Here is a 17,814-nt window from a genome sequence, read left to right on the forward strand (position 1 = left end):
ATGTAAGCGTTTACAAAAGGGGTGTAAATAGATGCAAAATAAAAAAGTACAAAAGGAGACAGCATACATTCATAAAGGCTTTCAATCAGCTGAACATCAGGACAGCCTAGCAGTACCTTTATATCAAACTTCTACATTTGCATTTGAAACAGCTGAACAGGGAGCAAGAAGGTTTGCCGGAGAAGAGACAGGAGGAGTTTATTCTCGTTTAGGAAATCCGACTGTTCGCGTATTAGAGGAACGAATGACTGCAATGGAATATGGAGAAGGTGCATTAGCATTTGGATCGGGGATGGCTGCAGTTAGTGCGATATTAGTACATTTAACTAAGTCAGGTGATCATATTCTTTGTACCCGTGGGATTTACGGCTGTACATTTGGACTTCTGAACATATTGAAGGAAAAATATAACATTTCACATGATTTAGCGCTATTAAATACGGAAGAAGCTATTGAGGCCGCGATAAAACCAAATACTGTTTGTATTTATATAGAAACACCTATAAATCCAACAATGGAAATAGTGGATATTGAATTAATTACGAAAATCGCCAAAAAACATCGTATTCGTGTAGTCGTTGATAATACTTTTTCATCTCCTTATTTACAAAATCCATTAAAACTCGGAGTCGATTTTGTCTTGCACAGCGCGACCAAATATATTAATGGACATGGAGATGTTATTGCAGGAATCATAGTTGGGAGTGATAAAGAAGAAATAGAGCAAATCCGGTTGTCCGTTCAAAAAGATTTTGGAGGCATTATTTCACCATTTGATGCATGGTTATTAATTAGAGGCATCAAAACGATGCATATACGGATGAATCGGCATACAAAGAATGCAGAGGAACTTGTTGCTTATTTAAAAACAGTTGCTTCTGTAGAAAATATTTATTATCCGTTTGATCCAAGTAATCCACAGTATGAAATTGCGAAGAAGCAAATGAGTGGTGGCGGTGGTCTTATTTCATTTACTGTAGGTGGTATGAAAGAGGCACAAAAGCTTATGAATGAATTACAGCTAATAAAAATCGCTGTAAGCTTAGGTGATGCCGAGACCTTAATTCAGCATCCGTCAACAATGACTCATTCAGTTGTACCGGAAAAAGAGAGACTGGAAATGGGAATTACAGACGGTTTACTTCGACTTTCTGTAGGACTTGAAAACTTTATTGATCTAATAGAAGATTTAAAGCAAGCATTTGCAAAACTTTAAAAACAGAGGGAGCATCGACTCCCTCTGTTGTTCTTGCTTTTCTTAAATATGTTTAACTAATACTTGAACAAATTGTTCTAAACCAGTTGCATCTTGCTCCGAAAAGCGTTCTTTGATAGGACTATCGATATCGAGAACCCCAACCAATACGCCATCTTTCACTATAGGTACTACAATTTCCGATTGTGAAGCTGCATCGCAAGCTATATGACCTGGAAAAACATGAACATCAGGAACGATAATAGTTTCTAATTTTTGCGCGGCAGTGCCACATACCCCTCGACCTACAGGGATTCTTACACAAGCGGGCAAGCCTTGAAATGGTCCTAATACCAATTCGCCATCCTCCATCAAATAAAAACCAACCCAGTTAATTTGGTCAAAAAACTGATTTAGTAAAGCAGAAGCATTACTAAAATTTGCGATTGCATTAGTTTCTCCTGTTAAAAGTGCATCTAATTGTTTTGATAACATAGTGTAATTTGCTGTTAAATCTTCTGAATAAGTTGTTTTTGTAAACATTATTATTCTCCATTCTACAAATATAGTTTTAATTCCTTATAAAATTGATGCAGATCCTCTGCATTATGGGCATCTGATCCAAAAACAACAGGAACTTCAAGCTGCTTAGCTAACTGAATATAAGGTGGTGCAGGATAGCTCTCCAAACAATAAGGCTTTGCAAGACCAGCACTATTAACATCTAATTGAAGCTGTTGGTTTTTCATTTCAGATAAAATAGAAATAATTTCTTTGTGATCCTCTACTTTTTCGGGAAGTGCATGCTGAAATTTATGTACGAGCGTAATATGACCTATTCGTTTCGGTTTATAAATTCCTAAAGGACTCGTTATTGAATCCATTAATGTTTTATAATACAATTTATACACAGCTTCCTGACTTCCCACATGTTTAACAAACTCTAAAAAAGTAGATTTAGAATAATCTATACATGTGTAGGTGTTTTGGAAAGGTAAAAAATGTACCGATAAAATGGAATCATCCAAATACATTCCGTATGTATTTAGAAAAGAAATGGTGTCTTGTTCAAAACCAGAAATAAAGTCTATTTCCAATCCTGTTGATATAACAATATCTTTTTCATATTGTTTTTTCAACCGATTTAAATCGGTGAAGTACGATTCGAGTTTGTTGAAATCCATTCCGCTGTCTTTGTCGGGTGTTGGATCGATAAAATCATTGGGTAATGGGGCATGCTCGGTAAATGTAATTTCATGAAACCCATTTTGAATTGCTTTTTCAATATATAGATGGAAGGGGTCAAGCGTTCCATGTGGGCAATAGGGCGTATGAATATGACCATCCTTTTTCAAGAAAATCTGCCTCCTTGTCGTTGAAATATCATTATTTTAAATAATTCATTGCTTTTCTATTGTTTTATGAAACAATAACATAAAAAGCATGGTAATATATAGAGTAACATTTGAATTAGAATTTTTTGATTTGGAACAGGGGGCTTACGATGAAGTATATCATCCCAGCAGTCATTATACTTTTAGTAATTGCAGTTTTTGCGTTTATCATAAGAAGAAAGCATAATACAGAGATTGAACGTTTAGAGCATGAAAAACATCAAATTCAAAACAAACCAATTTTAGAAGAAATGACAAAAGTAAAACAATTGAACATGAATGGCCAAACGGAAGAAATGTTTGAAAGATGGAGAAATACATGGACGGAAGTAATGGATGTTCAAATGCCGAAAATCGATGTTCTTTTGTTTGATGCTGAAGAGAATATAGACAAGTTTATATTTCCCAAAGCTTCTAAAATTGAAAAAGAAATTCAAGTATTAATTTCTTCTTGTGACGAAAAAATGTCTGGGATTCTAAAAGAACTGGAAGAACTAATCGGAAGTGAAGAAAAAAACAGAATAGAAATGGAGCAATTGAAAGAGCAGCATCGTGCTGCTAGGAAGACATTGCTTGCACATCAATATTCTTTCGGAGATGCACTACCAGCATTAGAAAAAGAATTAGAATCATTTATACCAGATTTTGAAGAATTTGATAAATTGACGGATACTGGAAACTATTTAAGTGCACGCGAAATTGTGATTACTTTGCAAGAAAAGGGGAAAGAATTTTTTCCTAAACTACATGAAATTCCAACTATACTTTCAGAAATACAAAATAAAATACCCGCTACGATTCATGAATTACGAAATGGTCAGAAAGAAATGGAAGAAAGTTCTTATTACTTGCAGCATCTTGAAATGACGAAAAAATTAGAAGAAATAGAAGCGGAGTTAGTTGACTTAAAGGCAGCAATTGTGGACCTTCAAGTTGATAAAACGATTATTAGAGTGGAAGAAATCAAAGATGAGATGGAAACATTCTATGATTTATTAGAAAAAGAAGTACTTGCTAAGAAATATGTAGATCAGCATAAAGATCATACAGCTAGCCGTCTAAAGGAAGTAACTACGGTTACTCGTGCAGTGAGCGCAGAAGCCGCTTATGTTCAACAAAGCTACCGCTTACCAGAAAAAGAGGCAGAGATTCCACAAAGCTGTTTGAAGGAATTGGAAGATTTAGCGAAAAAGTTCGACTTACTTTCATCACGAGTAGAAGAAGAACAATCTGCTTATTCTAGCTTACAGGAAGAACTAAACGAAATAGCAGAAGAGCTAGACCGCTTATATGAAGAACAAGATCGTTTTGCGGATCGTTTAAAAAATCTTCGAATAGATGAAAATAAAGCACGTGAAAAACTAGATGAATTAAAACATATTTTGCATGACACAGATCGTATGTTACAAAAAGCGAATATTCCAGGGATTCCTGAAGATATGGATGTTCGATTAGAAGAAGCTGAGGAACATATTTATGTTGCTATGCAAAGCCTTCAAGAAGTACCGCTAAATATGACGTTAGTAGACAATTATTTAGAAAAAGCAGAGGCTTGCATGGAAGAAGTGCATAAACGGGCAAAAGAAATGTTAGAAAATGTATTGCTAACAGAAAAAATTATACAATACGGCAATCGTTATCGTACAAGCCATCCCCATATACATGCGCGCTTATTAGAAGCAGAGGAAGCCTTTAGACAACTTAGATATGCAAAAGCGCTAGAAGATGCAGCTACAGCTGTTGAGGAAGTAGAACCAGGTGCATTAAAGAAAATCGAAGTAATAGTTAAAGAAGAGGCCTGGCGTACATAACTAGAAAGTCTAACGCATTAAATCCTAGAAACGACTAATGGCTTTTGTATACAAACGTGAACCACCTCACTATAAAAGTGATGGTGGTTTTTTTCCGAAAAGGAGTTGGAATTACAGTGATTTATTTTGATAACAGTGCTACGACAAAAGTGCATCCGGAAGTGATGAACACATTTGTGGCAGTAAACGAAAAGTTTTGGGCAAATCCTGCCTCTATACATGAATTTGGTCATCAAACAAACGAATTATTACAAACAGCTAGAAAACAAGTAGCGGAAATTTTACATACTTCTAGCGACAAGATTTATTTTACATCTGGTGGAACAGAATCCAATAATTTAGCGATTTTTGGCTTAGCAAATAAATATAAAAACCGTGGAAGACATGTACTTGTTTCAGAAATTGAACATCCTTCAGTACTTGAAGCAGCAAAACAACTAATGAAAAATGGATTTGAAGTTGAGTGGATTCCGGTAAACTCGGACGGTGTAATAATAATAGATGCGCTAAAAGGCCTTTTACGAGATGATACAGTTTTAGTAAGTGTCATGCATGTGAACAATGAAACAGGAGCGATTCAACCAATCAAGGATCTTATTGCTTATATAAGAAGCAATAGTCGAGCGCTAATCCACATGGATGCGGTGCAAAGCTTTGGCAAGTTGCCTGTAGATTTTGCAGAAATGGATGTCGATGCAATCACCATTTCTTCTCACAAAATTCATGGTTTAAAAGGTTCAGGTCTTTTAGCATTAAAAACATTTATTGAAGTAGAGCCGATGCTTGTTGGAGGCGGTCAAGAATATGGTATTCGTAGTGGAACAACGCCAGTACCATTAGCGGTTTGCACCGCTAAAGCTATAAGGCTTGCACACGATCACTTGAAATCAAATGCAAAAAAGATGAAAGAAATAACGGAAGAACTTATTCCTTTTTTAGAGACATTTCCTGCTATTAAAATAATCTCTCCTTCTAATAGTGCACCGCATATTGTTTCTTTTTCTGTCCGAAAAATAAAAGGAGAGGTTTTGATTAATGCTTTACAGCAAAAAAATGTTATAGTTTCTACAAGTAGTGCATGCTCATCCAGAAATACAAAAACAAGCCATGTATTAAAAGCAATGCATATACAAGATGAGTATATAAAAGGAGTTATTCGTTTAAGCTTTAGCTCATTCAATACTCCAGAAGAAATCGATCAGTTTAAAGTAGTATTTACACATGTAATGAATGTTATTAAAGGAGATTAGTTTTGATGAAATGGGAAAAAATATTAGTAAGATATGGTGAATTATCAACAAAAGGAAGAAATAGAAAACAGTTTATATCACATCTTCGAAACAACATAAAATTTTCTTTTGTAGATTTACCAAATATTAAAGTACAAGCAGAAAGAGATCGAATGTTTTTAACTTCAACAGACGATAAAGAGATCGAAGCACTAATAAAACGACTTCCAAAAATATTCGGCATTCAGTCTTTTAGCCCTGTTGCTTCTTGTTCGCAGGATTTAGAGGATATTCAAGCAACTGCTCTTCAAATAATGGAAAGCTTAGATAGTGAAAACAAAACATTCCGTGTAACAGTAAAACGTTCTGATAAAAGGTTCCCATTGGATACGTATGAATTGCAAAAGACAGTAGCAAGTCATGTCTTAAGACAATTTCCATCTTTGCAAGTACAATTAAAAAAACCAGAAATAGACTTACGAATCGAAGTATTAGCGGATGCTGTATATATGATGGCGCAAGTAATTCCTGGAGCTGGCGGTATGCCACTTGGTTCAAATGGTCGCTCGCTTTTAATGCTTTCCGGTGGAATTGACAGTCCAGTTGCGGGATATATGCTTTTGAAACGTGGAGTTAGATTAGATGCCATTCATTTTCATAGTCCCCCGTTTACAAGTGAGCGTTCAAAAGAAAAAGTAATGGATTTAGCAAACCAATTAAGTCATTTCGGGGCAACTGTACGACTGCATATCATTCCTTTTACGGAAATCCAACAAAGCATTGCTGCACAAATTCCAGAAAATGTATCCATGACTACTACAAGAAGAATGATGTTAAAAATTGCAGATATTGTACGTGAAGAAATTGGCGCATTAGGAATTGTAACTGGTGAAAGTCTAGGTCAAGTTGCGAGCCAAACGCTAGAAAGCTTAACTGCTATTAATGCAGTCACGTCCACACCAGTGTTTAGACCGCTCATTTCTATGGACAAATTAGATATTATAGATATTGCCCGGGAAATAGGTACTTATGATACTTCAATCTTGCCGTATGAAGACTGTTGTACTATATTCACTCCTTCTTGCCCTAAAACAAAACCTAAGTTGGAGAAAGTAGAATACTACGAGAGCTTTAAGGATTTCGATGATTTAATAAAAGAGGCTGTAGAAAATAGAGAAGTTCTTTCTTTTCCTACAAAAAAGAAAAATGACTTTGAAAACCTGCTTTAAAAATTAACAAAATATACCTCTCATCCTCCGTGCATGAAATTCGAAAAAAAGACCATTCTAATTTCACAAGGAGGTGAGAGACATGACAAACAACAACAACAGCAACTCAAATCAACTTTTAGTTCCTGGAGTAAAACAAGCGATTGATCAAATGAAATATGAAATTGCTCAAGAGTTTGGAGTACAATTAGGAGCTGATGCATCATCGCGTGCCAACGGATCCGTAGGCGGAGAAATCACAAAGCGATTAGTGCGTCAAGCTCAATCACAAATGAACGGTTACAATAAATAAGAAAACAGATAAACCGGTAGCTTAGGCTGCCGGTTTTTTTGTTGTGTGACATGAACGGCTTAGGGAAACTGCGAAGTAAGAAATCTTATTAGGTAAACGCTCTTCAGAGGTTTTCTAACTATTCAATACCAATAAATGGTATAACTTGACATGAGATGCTGTGAATGCGACAAACTCCTCCTCGAACACGACAGAACACCTGCTGAACGTGACAAAGCCAGTAAAGCCGATGCTTTTTAGTAAGAAACCCCAAACGACACACCATTATTATGAGCGTCTCACTCCGAGTAAACTTGCCTTATGAATAATTGGTTGCTCTCAGGAGTAATTTTGTCGCTTTTAGACTAGAACTAGTTGCTCTCAACAGTCGTTTGGTTGCTCTCAGACTACAACTGGTTGCTTTCGAGATTTTTTGATTGCCCTTAGCCATTTATTGGATATACTTATTCTGCAACTACCTAATTGGAGGGATATAGTGCGGCCGCTCGAGACTTCTGCGGGAAAGCGAGACAGACGAGACCCTGCAGTCGCTCGCGACGAAGCGTTTCGTCACTCTCCCGCGGAAAGCAAAGCGCCGCCGTGCTAAATCCAAGCGGTCACTTTCTTCCACTCACTACCACGAAGTTTCCCTAAACCGATAAACACATATATTCAGAAAATTATTTTTATATTTAACAATCTAACTAATTCCTTTATAATTAATTGTATGATGTAAAGGAGGAATAGTATTGATTAAATCAGACCTAATCGCACCAGCACAATATAACCTAGTAAGTGAGTTTGAAAAATATAGTATAAATGAAGAAAAATTAGCGCTTATTTGGGAGTCCGAAAACGGAGAAACGAAAAAGAGTACATATAAACAATTAATCCAACAAGCGAATAAAATTGCAAACGCATTTACTCGAAGCGGCCTTAAAAAAGGGGATATCGTACTTGTAATGGTACCTCGATTAATAGAAGCGTATGAAGTGTACGTAGCAGCTTTAAAAGCTGGGTTAGTTGTTATTCCAAGTTCAGAAATGCTGCGAGCAAAGGATATAGAATATAGACTAGTTCATAGTGGAGCAAAAGCGATTATTGCATATGAACCATTTTTAAGCCAATTTAACGAAGTATCGAACTTAGACGATAAACTATTATTTGTAATTGGAAATGGCCAAGGTAGTTGGAAATCTTTAACTAATGAAATAGTTAGCGAAGATGATGTGTTCCAAACAGTCGAAACAACAAAAGATGATATGGCATTCATATCATATACAAGTGGTACAACCGGAAATCCAAAAGGTGTTGTTCATACGCATGCATGGGCATATGCACATTTACGGACGTCAGGACCAAATTGGCTAAGTATACAAGAGGGAGATATCGTTTGGGCAACAGCAAGTCCTGGGTGGCAGAAATGGATTTGGAGCCCGTTTCTTGCGGTTCTTGGAAGTGGTGCTATTGGCTACGTCTACAATGGTAAATTTGAGCCGAAAACATATTTAAAAAATATTCAAGAGAAAAAAGTAAATGTACTTTGTTGTACACCAACGGAATATAGAATTATGGCGAAAGTAGACGGCTTAACCGACTATGATCTTTCTTCACTTCATAGTGCAGTTTCTGCTGGAGAACCATTAAATAGAGAAGTAATTGAAACTTTTGAGCGCAATTTTAATTTAGAAGTGCGAGATGGGTACGGTCAAACCGAAAACACATTACTCGTTGGAACAATGAAAGGAATGAAAGCTAGACCTGGTTCTATGGGGAAACCAACTCCAGGAAATACAGTAGAGATTGTTAATGATTTTGGGGAAATTTGTGCACCTGGTGAAGTAGGCGATATTGCAGTGCATATTGAAACTCCAGCTCTTTTTAAAGAATATTTAAAAGATCCCGAACGTACCGCGATGCAATTTAGAGGAAATTATTATATAACTGGTGACCAAGCGAAAAAAGATGAGGATGGCTATTTTTGGTTTGAGGGTAGAAGTGACGACATTATTATCAGTTCCGGCTACACAATTGGACCTTTTGAGGTAGAGGATGCTTTAACAAAACATCCTGCTGTGCAAGAATGTGCTGTCGTTGGTAGTCCACATGAAGTTCGTGGGACGATTGTAAAAGCTTTTGTTGTTTTATTAGATCCTTCGAAGGAAGGTTCGCCTGAATTAGTGAAGGAGCTTCAAGATCATGTGAAAACAATTACTGCCCCATATAAGTATCCAAGAGAAATTGAGTTTGTGAAAGAATTACCAAAAACAACTTCTGGGAAAATTAGAAGAGTTGAGTTAAGGCAACAAGAACAATTATAGATAATAGGTGAAAATGAAGCACGAAGGACGAATGTTCTTCGTGCTTTTCCATGTCTAAACTCCTGCGGAAGCTCGAAGCTACAGACGGTCGCAAATTTAGACTGTATTCCTCTGACAGAGTTTTGGTGTTTACTTTAACTTGTTAAAGCAATATAATAAATCTATTGTTTTTGTGGAAAAAATAAGGAGATGGGGAAGTGCAAAAAGAAGAAAAACAAGGAATAATAATAGTCGCAACCGCTTATGTTTTATGGGGATTCATGCCGATTTTTTGGAAAATGCTTGGCCATGTATCCAGTGATGAAATTTTAGCAGGACGTGTTATTTGGTCATTCGTATTCACATTGTTGCTAGTTGTTATTGGTCGCAATTATAAACAACTTGTAAACGATATACAAGAATTATGGAAGGATAGAAAAGCTTTCTGGAGCTTAGTGCTAGCTTCTTATTTAGTAACAGGAAATTGGTTTATATTTATCTATGCAGTGAATGCGGGATACATAGTTCAAACAAGCTTAGGTTATTACATAAATCCACTGCTTTCTGTGGTACTTGGAATTGTCTTTCTAAAAGAAAAGTTATCAAGAGCTCAAGTGTTAGCAGTAGTTATTGCAGCTATTGGTGTACTCATATTATCCATTTCTTATGGACAAGTACCATGGATCTCTTTTTCATTGGCAATAACATTTGCCTTTTATGGATTGATTAAAAAGACATTAAAAGTGGATGCCCTAAGAGGATTAACGATAGAAACTTTCTTTGTCCTACCAGTAGCACTCATTTATTTTGCTTACTTAGTCGCGACCGGGAAAGCAGTATTTTTTTCAACGGATATTCTGACAGTAATATTGCTTTTGTTGACAGGTGTTGCAACTGCTGTTCCACTTGTCTTGTTTGCTAAAGGAACAAAGAATATTCCATTGTACATGTCTGGATTTATACAATACATAGCACCAACGCTTATGCTTTTAATCGGTGTCATCATCTATAAAGAGCAGTTTAGTAAAATCGAATTTCTATCCTTTTCGTTTATTTGGTGCGCGCTTATATTGTTCACTGTATCGAAAATAATGGAAGTACGGAAACGTAAATAGTATTTATTTTAACGATTTATGAAACATTTGAATTTTTTTTACGTAAGTAAAGAGAGAACAAAAGGAGGAGAATATAAAATGAATATGAAACGTTGGCTTGCTATTTTGGGTGCAGCCGTATTATTAGTCATTTCCCTATTCGTCAATACGATGTCTAGTATATTTTCAAAGGACTGGACTGCTATGTTAGATGAATTTGCTGCTGTTTCGAGTTCCGAGTTTTTCGAGACGGTATTAGAAGAAGGTAGTATGAACGAACGTATCGCACTACTAACGGTTGATGGGGTTATACAAGATACCGGAAGTGCTACTTCCCTATTTGCAGCAGAAGGCTATAATCATTCTGTCTTTTTACAGCAATTAGAACAAGTAAAAACGGACGACACGGTAAAAGCAATTGTGCTCCAAGTTAATTCTCCAGGTGGGGGAGTAGTAGAATCAGCAGAAATCTACCGCGAGATTAGAAAAATACAAGAGGAAACAGAAAAACCAATTTATGTATCGATGGGTAGCATGGCAGCATCGGGTGGATATTATATTTCAGCACCAGCTGATAAAATTTTTGTAAATAAAGAAACGATGACAGGGTCTATAGGGGTCATTATGCAAAGTATTAACTACGGAAAGTTAGCTGAAGAATACGGTGTTGAGTTTGTAACGATTAAATCGGGTCCTTATAAAGACATTATGAGTCCTACGAGAGAAATGACAGAAGCAGAAAGAAATATGCTGCAAGAAATGTTAAATGATTCATACGAAGATTTTGTCGACATTATTGAACAAGGTCGAAATATGACAGAAGCTGAAGTGAAAAAAGTAGCAGATGGTCGTATCGTAAATGGTCGCCAAGCTATTGACGCAGGACTTGCTGACGAAATTGGATTTTTAGATGATGCTGTTGCTGCGATTAAAACAGATTACGATTTAGAAAACGCGGAAGTGTTTGAATATGGATACTCGCAGAGCTTTGGTTCATTATTTGCGATGAAAGCCCAGTCGTTATTAGGGGTGGACATAGAGACGAAGCTGATAGGTAAGTTAATCGCAGACAATAGTGCACCTAAAATGATGTACTTATACGGAAATAATTAAGGAGGGGTCTAGATGAGCGAGATTATACAGCCAGATGAACAAAATGTGCAAGAAAAGGCACCTGTGTTCGAGCAAGCGGTCGTAAATCGAATGGAGCAATATGAACATAAAGCTGCCGGTTTTTGGATTCGATTTTGGGCTTATACGGTAGATATCCTCATATTATCTTCTGTCGGTATGTTGATCATCAAGCCTGTGTTCCGACTTTTCTCCTTGGAACTTAATGATCCAGTTTGGTATGCGCCTTTTAGTCTTATTACAGCATTTCTTTTTTATGCGTATTTTGTGCTGATGACTAAATTTTGTTGTCAAACAGTTGGAAAAATGATCTTTGGTATTCGAGTTGTTTCAAAAAATGGAGATAAACTTACATGGAGTACGGTAATCTTTAGAGAATGGATTGGAAGACTTATCTCTATTATACCTTTGAATCTACCATATATAGCGGTCGCGTTTACTCCAAAAAAACAAGCAATTCATGATTTTATCGCAGATACGCTAGTCGTTCATGAAGCAGTTTATGATAAAAAAGAAAAACTGGTACAGGAACATACTTCTGTTGCAAAAGAGTTGCAAGAACAGAATGTATTCTAGTAAGATGAAGATAATGAAAAAGGAGGCTACATAATTATGGCTCAAGTAACATTTAAAAACAATCCAGTAACTTTAGTTGGTCAAGAAGTAGTAGTTGGAGAGAAAGCACCAAACTTTACGGTGTTAGCAAATGATTTATCACCAGTAACGCTACAAGATTCTGCAGGTAAAGTACGTTTAATCAGTGTAGTCCCATCGTTAGATACAGGTGTTTGTTCAACGCAAACTAACAAATTCAATCAAGCTGCTGCTAGTTTAGGTGATGATGTGGTGATTTTAACAATCTCTGCGGACTTACCATTTGCACAAGCACGTTGGTGTGGAGCAAACGCTGCGGACGCTATTCAAACACTTTCTGATCACCGCGATTTTTCATTCGCAGAAGCGTTTGGAGTTGGTATGAAGGAATTACGTTTACTAGCTCGTTCTGTATTCGTAGTGGACAAAAATGATGTTGTTACTTATGCGGAATATGTTAGCGAAGGAACAAATCATCCAGACTATGATCAAGCATTAGAAGCAGTAAAAGAAGCAACAAAATAATAAAAAAACAAACCCACTTATTCCATCAATTTTGTCTTGGACAAAGAATTAGCAGGGAGCTTAAGCTCCCTGCTAATTCTAGTTTAGTGGGTTTTATTTGAGGGATGTATATATGCACACAAATGTAGAACAAATTTTTACGTTTATCGATCAAGAAAGCACCTTTATAGAAGAACAACAATCAGCTACTTATTTGGAAGGGGTAGTATACGCATTAGAATTGTGGTTAGAACAGAAAAAAGTACCTGCAATAACTAATCCAACAAAAGAACAAATTCGAAAAGCGATTCAATTGGCGATTTTAAAAGGAATGAAAGCAAGTTCTCAAGTAAATCATCAAATGACACCAGATGCCATTGGACTGTTAGTAAGTTATTTTGTCCAAGTAGTAGCAAAGGACAAGAAAGAATTGTCAATTTTGGATCCCGCGTTTGGAACGGGAAATTTACTATATACCGTAATGAATGCATTACCTTTTGAGAATCATGCTTACGGTGTAGAAATCGATGAACTATTAATCCAACTGGCAGCTCAAACTGGAGAATTGCTTACTCATGATATTCAGCTATTCCGTCAAGATGCCTTAAAACCATTATTAATTGATCCCGTCGATATAGTTGTAAGTGATCTACCTGTTGGGTATTATCCAGATGCTGAAACAGCACAGGACTATTTTTTGCATAGTACAGAGGAAATGTCTTATGCACATCATTTATTCATCGAACAATCGATGAAGCATGTAAAACCAGGTGGATACTTGTACTTTTTAGTGCCAAACACTATCTTTGAATCTAAGCAAGCGCCACAGCTTCATAAGTTTATTAAGGAGAACGGATGGATTCAAGCGGTCATTCAATTCCCAACTTCGATTTTTAAAACGAAAGGGCAAGAGAAAAGCTTGTTGATTTTGCAAAAGAAAAGCGAAGAATTGAAAGCCCCACGTGAAGTATTACTTGCAAAAGTTCCGAATATGACCAATAAAGAAGCGATGGAATTGTTTTTCCAAAAAGTGGACATATGGCAAGAAGAAAATGCAAAATAAGAGGGTAGCCCTAAAGCAGGGCTACCCTCTAGCTAATTACGAGTATTTAAAATGTTTAACGTGCTTTTCTTAGTCTGGAATTTCTTCCGTACGAACAACCAGTACGTCACATGTTGCAGAACGTACAATGTATTCAGAAACACTTCCGATTAAAAATCTTTCCATCGCATTAAGACCAGTAGCACCACAAATGATCAAATCTGCTACTACTTTTTTAGCAAGGTCTTTAGAAATCATCGTTTTAGGAGAACCATATTCAACGATGATATTTACATGTTGAACTCCGCCTGCCTGTGCTTCTGTTTTATAACCTTCTAACAATTCTTCTGCAAATGATTGTGCCCGCTCAGCTATAGAACGGTCATAAGCTTCGATGGCAGCAAACGATCTTGTATCAATAATATTAACGAGATTTAATGTCGCACTGTTTCTCGCTGCGATAGAAACTGACTTTTTAAATGCGTATTCCGCTTCTTTTGAACCGTCTACAGCAACTAGAATTTGTTTATATTTTAATGACATAATAAAAACCTCCTTATTCTTTATACATATATATTTCGATATTTATTGACATATTCCTGCTTGTTTTCATTATTTAATTTTTCGTCAAGTGAATTTAAAGAGTTCTACACCATTACATGGTACTTATCCCTTGGAAATGATGGATTAATTATTCCTGTCTGTCTAAGCGTATCAAAATAGAACAAGTGTATAATGAGTTTTTAGAGCGTTTAATGTGAAATTTTAGTGGTATAATTTAGATAATATAAGTTCGTACTTATATAATTTAAATTATTGAAGCATTATGAATATAGAAATGATAGAATGGAATTGTCGAAAGTGATTTATTTGGCTTGTCGAATCATTTATTCAACAATATCGGATTACATAGGGGGATATAGAAATGCGAATTGGAATTCCGAAAGAAACGAAAAACAATGAAAACCGTGTGGCAATGACGCCGGCTGGGGTAGTAAGTTTAACGCATTATAATCATGAAGTATATATTGAAACAGGAGCAGGATTAGGATCTAGTTTCACCGATCAGGATTATATAGACGCAGGGGCAATCATTGTTCAAACAGCGCAAGAGGCTTGGAACCAAGAAATGGTTATGAAAGTAAAAGAACCTACAAATGCTGAGTTTGATCTTATACGAGAAGAATCTATTCTCTTTACTTATTTACATTTAGCGCCTGAAGATGATTTAACAAGAGTACTTCTAGAAAAGAAAGTAACTGCTATAGCATACGAAACGGTTCAGCTTCCTAATAATACTCTTCCATTACTGTCACCAATGAGCGAAGTAGCAGGACGTATGGCAACTCAAATTGGTGCACAATATTTAGAACAAATTAATGGTGGTAAAGGAATCTTACTTGGTGGGGTGCCAGGTGTTCCTCGAGCGAAGGTAGCTGTAGTAGGAGGCGGAATTGCTGGGACAAACGCAGCTAGAGTTGCGTTAGGAATGGGTGCACAAGTGACAATTATTGACCTTAATCCTGATCGTCTTCGTCAATTGGAAGATTTGTTTGGTAGCCAAGTACAAACTTTAATCTCTAATCCGTATAATATCGGAGAAGCGGTAAAAGAGGCAGATTTAGTCATTGGCGCAGTTCTTATTCCAGGAGCAAAAGCACCGAAGCTTGTATCTGAGGAAATGATTAAATCTATGTCTCCGGGTTCAGTAGTGATTGATATTGCTATTGATCAAGGTGGTATTTTCGAAACTTCTGACCGTATTACAACACATGATAATCCAACATATGAAAAGCATGGTGTAGTACATTACGCTGTTGCGAATATGCCAGGAGCAGTTCCTAGAACATCTACAATGGCTTTGATCAATGCAACAGTACCTTATGCGCTTCAAATAGCAAATAAAGGCTATAAGCAAGCTTGTTTGGATAACCTTGCATTACAAAAAGGTATTAACACACTAGCAGGTCATGTAACATTTAAAGCAGTTGCTGAAGCACAAGGTTTACCTTATGTTGATGTTGCAACTCTTTTGAACTAATAGTAGGACATACTATCACCCAACTCTGTTTAAAGATTTGGGTGATTTCTAATTTTGTGGCAAGATGGAGTGGGTGCAATTGATTTATTTATATATTGGTTTAGCTGGAGCTTTAGGGGCTATTTCACGTTATTTAGTAGGAATCTTCTTTTATACAAGTTCATCCTTTCCGTTTGCAACATTATTCGTGAATCTAGTTGGTTGTTATGCTTTAGCTTATTTAAGTTCTAGAATCACTTATTTTTCAAGTCAGTTGAAGGCTGTAATTGGTACAGGTTTTATAGGATCTTTTACTACCTTTTCTACTTTGAGTGTAGAAACTATCCAATTATTTGAGCAAGGAAAAGTGTTGCTTGCTTTTGTGTATATTCTTGTAAGTATAGTCGGTGGTATTTTCATGAGTAATTTAGGATGGAAAAAAGAGGTGGTCGAATGAATGTCTATTATATTCTTGCTGTAGGAGCTGGAGGTTTTTTAGGTGCGATCTCTAGATATTATACCTCTCAGAAGTTGAACAAAACGGAAGAAGATCGTTTACCTCTTGGAACACTTGCAGTTAATCTGATTGGATCTTTTCTCCTTGGGTTCATTTTGAGTGTGGGATTAAAGGATATTTATACTTTGCTAATTGGAACTGGTTTTCTTGGAGCTTTTACCACTTTTTCTACACTTCATAAAGAGCTGCTCATCCTTCAAAAGTATCCTCGAAAGTGGTTAATATATTTTGTTATTACTTACAGTGGGGGATTAGTGTTTGCATTTTTAGGATATTTGTTAGGAAAGTAAAAAGCACCCATGGAAGAGTGCTTTTTCATCAAGAAATTATTTGTAATTCTTTCGGGAACTTTGTTAAAACTTCTACGCCGTCTGCTGTTACAACAACGTCATCTTCAATGCGAACACCTGTTATTTCTGGGTGGTAAATACCAGGTTCAATCGTAAATACCATACCAGTTTCTAATTTCATCTCATTGACACCTGTAATAGATGGAAATTCATGTACAGAAATTCCAAGCCCATGTCCTAAACGATGAGTGAAATACTCTCCATAGCCTGCGTCTGTAATGACATCCCGAGCTATTTTATCCAGCTCCCTCGCAGTAATTCCTGGTTTTACGGCTTGTACAGCAGCTTCTTCTGCTCGTAGAACTGTTTCATAAATTTCTCGTTTATCAGCTGTTGGTTCACCAAAAGCAACTGTGCGTGTGATATCAGAGCAATAGCCATTATAAACTACTCCAAGATCGAATAAGATAAAGTCGCCTTTTTGAATTTTACGCTCTCCAGGTGTACCATGTGGAGAAGCAGTTTTTGGTCCGCTTAATACCATTGTATCAAAAGACATTTGAGCAGCGCCTTTTTCTTTCACAGCTAGTTCGATTGCGTTTAAAATTTCTAACTCCGTTTTACCTTCTGCAATTTCTTTACATCCAACTTCAATTGCGAAATCAGCAAGTTCAGCAGCCTTGCGCATATTTTCTAATTCCTCTTCGGACTTTATGACACGAAGATCGTTTATTTTCTCATCAATTCTAGAAACTTGTAAGTTGGGAATTCTTTCGATTAAAGCTTCTAATCTTTCAACTGTTAAATGGGCTTTTTCAACTGCGAGCGTTGTAATATCTCCTGCTTTTTCTTTCATTGTTTGAACAACAATATCCCATGCGTTATCTGTATCTTGATGTCCAACAATTTGACCTTTCCAACCGGAAGCTTTTGCATCTGGGATTTCCATTTGCGGACAAATGATAAACGGCTCTGCTTCTTTAAAAATAGCGACACCAAGTAGTCGTTCATGCGGATTACTTCGGAAACCAGTAAAGTAAAATACGTTATCAGGAGTGGTGATGAAAGCTGCTTCCATATTGTTTGTTTGTAAAAAGTTTTGGATTTTTTCGACTTGATTCATACTGACACCTCTTTTATATTTATAAATTAAGGATAGCAGAATAAAGGAATTATCGCATCTACGTAGAATC

The 17,814-nt window shown here is 36.4% G+C and carries 18 protein-coding genes; 14 read left to right on the forward strand and 4 right to left on the reverse strand.

Going from position 1 to position 17,814, the window contains the following annotated elements; genetic code table 11:
* The first annotated feature begins 31 nt into the window (after positions 1-31).
* Positions 32-1,216, forward strand: a complete 1,185-nt coding sequence (gene megL, locus ACIP9W_RS00510; RefSeq protein WP_400785058.1) for a methionine gamma-lyase — start codon at positions 32-34, stop codon at positions 1,214-1,216.
* 42 nt (positions 1,217-1,258) lie between these two features.
* Here the strand turns inward: megL and ACIP9W_RS00515 are convergent, their stop codons facing one another.
* Together ACIP9W_RS00515 and hisJ are read right to left on the reverse strand one after the other, a co-directional pair.
* Entirely contained in the window at positions 1,259-1,738 is a 480-nt protein-coding gene (locus tag ACIP9W_RS00515) for a GAF domain-containing protein (RefSeq protein ID WP_400785060.1), read from the reverse strand.
* Between the two features lie 14 nt (positions 1,739-1,752).
* Positions 1,753-2,550 carry a histidinol-phosphatase HisJ gene (gene hisJ / locus ACIP9W_RS00520; protein WP_400785062.1) on the reverse strand — a complete coding sequence of 266 codons (798 nt, stop codon included), beginning with the start codon at positions 2,548-2,550 and terminating at the stop codon, positions 1,753-1,755.
* Between the two features lie 149 nt (positions 2,551-2,699).
* Here hisJ and ezrA point away from each other — a divergent pair, with 149 nt between their 5' ends.
* From ezrA to ACIP9W_RS00570, 10 genes are all read left to right on the forward strand, one after another.
* Positions 2,700-4,400, forward strand: coding sequence for a septation ring formation regulator EzrA (ezrA, locus tag ACIP9W_RS00525; RefSeq protein WP_400785064.1), 1,701 nt, complete (start codon positions 2,700-2,702; stop codon positions 4,398-4,400).
* A 116-nt stretch (positions 4,401-4,516) separates the two neighbouring features.
* Positions 4,517-5,650 (forward strand): cysteine desulfurase family protein, encoded by a 1,134-nt coding sequence (locus ACIP9W_RS00530; RefSeq protein ID WP_400785066.1) that lies wholly within the window; start codon positions 4,517-4,519, stop codon positions 5,648-5,650.
* A gap of 5 nt (positions 5,651-5,655) precedes the next feature.
* Positions 5,656-6,858 carry a tRNA uracil 4-sulfurtransferase ThiI gene (thiI, locus tag ACIP9W_RS00535; RefSeq protein WP_400785068.1) on the forward strand — a complete coding sequence of 401 codons (1,203 nt, stop codon included), beginning with the start codon at positions 5,656-5,658 and terminating at the stop codon, positions 6,856-6,858.
* 82 nt (positions 6,859-6,940) lie between these two features.
* Positions 6,941-7,150 carry an alpha/beta-type small acid-soluble spore protein gene (locus tag ACIP9W_RS00540; protein WP_400785070.1) on the forward strand — a complete coding sequence of 70 codons (210 nt, stop codon included), beginning with the start codon at positions 6,941-6,943 and terminating at the stop codon, positions 7,148-7,150.
* A 728-nt stretch (positions 7,151-7,878) separates the two neighbouring features.
* Complete coding sequence (gene mbcS, locus ACIP9W_RS00545; protein ID WP_400785072.1) at positions 7,879-9,450, forward strand: acyl-CoA synthetase MbcS; 1,572 nt, start codon at positions 7,879-7,881, stop codon at positions 9,448-9,450.
* Positions 9,451-9,647: 197 nt separating this feature from the next.
* A complete protein-coding gene (gene rarD / locus ACIP9W_RS00550) occupies positions 9,648-10,544 on the forward strand; it encodes an EamA family transporter RarD (protein WP_282241377.1) in 897 nt (298 codons plus the stop codon).
* A 78-nt stretch (positions 10,545-10,622) separates the two neighbouring features.
* Entirely contained in the window at positions 10,623-11,636 is a 1,014-nt protein-coding gene (gene sppA / locus ACIP9W_RS00555; RefSeq protein WP_400785074.1) for a signal peptide peptidase SppA, read from the forward strand.
* A gap of 12 nt (positions 11,637-11,648) precedes the next feature.
* The gene (locus tag ACIP9W_RS00560; RefSeq protein WP_400785076.1) at positions 11,649-12,230 is read left to right on the forward strand and encodes an RDD family protein; all 582 of its coding nucleotides are present in this window, start codon (positions 11,649-11,651) and stop codon (positions 12,228-12,230) included.
* Between the two features lie 36 nt (positions 12,231-12,266).
* The gene (gene tpx, locus ACIP9W_RS00565; protein ID WP_400785078.1) at positions 12,267-12,773 is read left to right on the forward strand and encodes a thiol peroxidase; all 507 of its coding nucleotides are present in this window, start codon (positions 12,267-12,269) and stop codon (positions 12,771-12,773) included.
* A 112-nt stretch (positions 12,774-12,885) separates the two neighbouring features.
* Positions 12,886-13,815, forward strand: coding sequence for a class I SAM-dependent methyltransferase (locus ACIP9W_RS00570; RefSeq protein WP_400785080.1), 930 nt, complete (start codon positions 12,886-12,888; stop codon positions 13,813-13,815).
* Between the two features lie 69 nt (positions 13,816-13,884).
* On the opposite strand, the gene ACIP9W_RS00575 is transcribed toward ACIP9W_RS00570, so the two are convergent.
* Positions 13,885-14,337, reverse strand: coding sequence for a universal stress protein (locus tag ACIP9W_RS00575; protein WP_282241382.1), 453 nt, complete (start codon positions 14,335-14,337; stop codon positions 13,885-13,887).
* A gap of 382 nt (positions 14,338-14,719) precedes the next feature.
* On the opposite strand from ACIP9W_RS00575, the gene ald reads away from it, so the two are divergent.
* The 3 genes from ald to crcB (ACIP9W_RS00590) all read left to right on the forward strand — a co-directional run bounded on the left by ald (position 14,720) and on the right by crcB (ACIP9W_RS00590) (position 16,621).
* Positions 14,720-15,835, forward strand: coding sequence for an alanine dehydrogenase (gene ald / locus ACIP9W_RS00580; RefSeq protein WP_400785082.1), 1,116 nt, complete (start codon positions 14,720-14,722; stop codon positions 15,833-15,835).
* Between the two features lie 79 nt (positions 15,836-15,914).
* Entirely contained in the window at positions 15,915-16,271 is a 357-nt protein-coding gene (gene crcB, locus ACIP9W_RS00585) for a fluoride efflux transporter CrcB (RefSeq protein WP_400785084.1), read from the forward strand.
* Positions 16,247-16,621: a fluoride efflux transporter CrcB gene (gene crcB, locus ACIP9W_RS00590; RefSeq protein ID WP_400785086.1), complete on the forward strand. Its 375-nt coding sequence runs from the start codon at positions 16,247-16,249 to the stop codon at positions 16,619-16,621. Before crcB (ACIP9W_RS00585) ends, crcB (ACIP9W_RS00590) begins: the two co-directional genes overlap by 25 nt.
* A 28-nt stretch (positions 16,622-16,649) precedes the next feature.
* Here the strand turns inward: crcB (ACIP9W_RS00590) and ACIP9W_RS00595 are convergent, their stop codons facing one another.
* Positions 16,650-17,744 (reverse strand): M24 family metallopeptidase, encoded by a 1,095-nt coding sequence (locus ACIP9W_RS00595; RefSeq protein ID WP_400785088.1) that lies wholly within the window; start codon positions 17,742-17,744, stop codon positions 16,650-16,652.
* Positions 17,745-17,814: the final 70 nt, after the last annotated feature.

Origin of the sequence: Psychrobacillus sp. NPDC093180 (genome assembly GCF_044754065.1) — a bacterium.
In the GTDB taxonomy this organism is placed as follows: Bacteria; Bacillota; Bacilli; order Bacillales_A; family Planococcaceae; genus Psychrobacillus.

Bases quoted from the DNA above. Each gene is read 5' to 3' on its own strand.
- thiI (WP_400785068.1), top strand. From the start codon at position 5,656: ATGAAATGGGAAAAAATATTAGTAAGATATGGTGAATTATCAACAAAA.
- ACIP9W_RS00570 (WP_400785080.1), top strand. From the start codon at position 12,886: ATGCACACAAATGTAGAACAAATTTTTACGTTTATCGATCAAGAAAGC.
- ald (WP_400785082.1), top strand. From the start codon at position 14,720: ATGCGAATTGGAATTCCGAAAGAAACGAAAAACAATGAAAACCGTGTG.
- ACIP9W_RS00595 (WP_400785088.1), bottom strand. From the start codon at position 17,744: ATGAATCAAGTCGAAAAAATCCAAAACTTTTTACAAACAAACAATATG.
- sppA (WP_400785074.1), top strand. From the start codon at position 10,623: ATGAATATGAAACGTTGGCTTGCTATTTTGGGTGCAGCCGTATTATTA.
- ACIP9W_RS00515 (WP_400785060.1), bottom strand. From the start codon at position 1,738: ATGTTTACAAAAACAACTTATTCAGAAGATTTAACAGCAAATTACACT.
- ACIP9W_RS00560 (WP_400785076.1), top strand. From the start codon at position 11,649: ATGAGCGAGATTATACAGCCAGATGAACAAAATGTGCAAGAAAAGGCA.
- crcB (WP_400785086.1), top strand. From the start codon at position 16,247: ATGGAAAAAAGAGGTGGTCGAATGAATGTCTATTATATTCTTGCTGTA.
- ACIP9W_RS00540 (WP_400785070.1), top strand. From the start codon at position 6,941: ATGACAAACAACAACAACAGCAACTCAAATCAACTTTTAGTTCCTGGA.
- megL (WP_400785058.1), top strand. From the start codon at position 32: ATGCAAAATAAAAAAGTACAAAAGGAGACAGCATACATTCATAAAGGC.
- tpx (WP_400785078.1), top strand. From the start codon at position 12,267: ATGGCTCAAGTAACATTTAAAAACAATCCAGTAACTTTAGTTGGTCAA.
- ACIP9W_RS00575 (WP_282241382.1), bottom strand. From the start codon at position 14,337: ATGTCATTAAAATATAAACAAATTCTAGTTGCTGTAGACGGTTCAAAA.
- ezrA (WP_400785064.1), top strand. From the start codon at position 2,700: ATGAAGTATATCATCCCAGCAGTCATTATACTTTTAGTAATTGCAGTT.